The organism is Dialister sp. (genome assembly GCF_051885895.1).
Lineage (GTDB): Bacteria > Bacillota > Negativicutes > Veillonellales > Dialisteraceae > Dialister.
Map to the genome: position 1 here is coordinate 8,950 of NZ_JBJEXP010000053.1, position 1,521 is coordinate 10,470.

1 protein-coding gene and 1 pseudogene are annotated in these 1,521 nt (G+C 50.3%); both read right to left on the reverse strand.

Annotation, left to right across the window (positions count from 1 at the left end; genetic code table 11):
• Nucleotides 1–91 precede the first annotated feature (91 nt).
• Nucleotides 92–625 (reverse strand): hypothetical protein, encoded by a 534-nt coding sequence (locus ACI4N7_RS04645; protein WP_439732198.1) that lies wholly within the window; start codon nt 623–625, stop codon nt 92–94.
• A 148-nt stretch (nt 626–773) separates the two neighbouring features.
• A pseudogene (locus ACI4N7_RS04650) lies at nt 774–1,521 on the reverse strand (hypothetical protein); the annotation flags it as partial.

The following is a 1,521-nucleotide window of genomic DNA, read 5'->3' on the forward strand; positions in this document are numbered from 1 at the left end:
CTGTCCAGAAAAGAATCTGCGGCCTCTATAGAAAGAGGAAAAAGGCAGGCCAAAAGAGCACAGCAGAAAAACAGGCCTGCCTTCCCGGTTTTCACATAGAGAGCTGCAGTGTGTTTCCTCCGGATATGAGAGTGATTCCTCTTTCCTGAATTTCCGATACTTTCCATAGGCCAGCCTGCTCTCCTTCTCTTACAACCATGGATGTCCCGTCCAGCTCCAGAATCGCCCTTCGGTCAGAGCGGTAGGCCATGATACCCTTCAGTACAGGCATCCCGGAAAAAGACCGGTTTTGTTTTTTACTCGCTTCCTTTCCTGTTTCCAGTGAAAAAGCCTTTGATTGATCCACTTTCCCTATGGCAGAAGAAGGGACAGACTTTCCTGCTTCTGCCAGAGCATCGCTGTGGAAGGGATCCTGCAGCGGCTTTCCTCTTCGATGGAGTGCTGCATCATATTTCAGGGAGACTTCCTCCTCTTTGACCGGCAGGACTTCTACAGGAGCTGCCGAAACAGGCTCCTTTTCCGGTAAAAGTCTGCCTGCCGTGCCTCCTCCGTAAATCCCCCATAAGGTCAGAAGGACAGCCGCTGCTCCTCCTAAAGGAAGCATCCATTTCCTCTTGTCAGCCAATGGAAGCCCTCCTTTCCTCAAAGAAACAGAAACTGCTGCCTTCTTCCCCTGCGAACCATACCTCAGCACAGGAACTGTCGCCCCTGTGCTCAAAAAGCAGATTCATTATTTTGTAAATCCGGCCTTCTGCTGCCGGGCGCTGTAATTTTCAGAACTTGAAGTCCTTCGGCATAATCATGAACCGGGTTTCCTTTTCAATATCATCATACCGGATCCACGCATAGAAGGAATGCAGATCCCTGTAGTATGTCCAGTACCGATGATCCAGCCGGCCATCCTTCGTATCGATGGTCCAGGCCAGGCTGAAGGCATCCATCTTGGTTGCCTGCCAGCGGAATCCCAGACTCAGCGGCTTATCACTGCTGTAGCTGTCATAGTAGTAGGGAGTATATCCCTTGAGGTCACGGTCCGTATAGTACACCCAGCCTGCCAGAGGTCCGTAGCCGCCGGAAAGTCCCAGAGAATAGTAGCTGTTGCGGCGGATATTATCCGAATAACTGTAATAATCCTTTGCATAGCCCGCTTTCCAGCTGAAGTTCATAAATTTCCCCAGTTTCCACGGATCGCCGGAAATATAAAGGTCAAAGCCTTTGTAGGCTCCTTTGATATCTCTTCCATTCTGATTCTCATCCCAATAGCCCAGTTCTCCATGGCCTCCCACATAGAAGCGGGAGTTAAAGAGATAGAAATGGCTGGTGTCAAACTCCAGGGACGGCCGTTTTTTCACCCAGATACCACCGTCATCATTGGTGGAGCTTTCCTCCTCTGCATAACGGAAACGTACAGTACCAACAGGTGTCCGGTAGCGCAGACCGACATCCGGTTTATAGCCGGCCTTGGTATACCAGCGGTTTTTCATATAAAAGGTCATGTCCGGATCATGGTCAATGGGCACT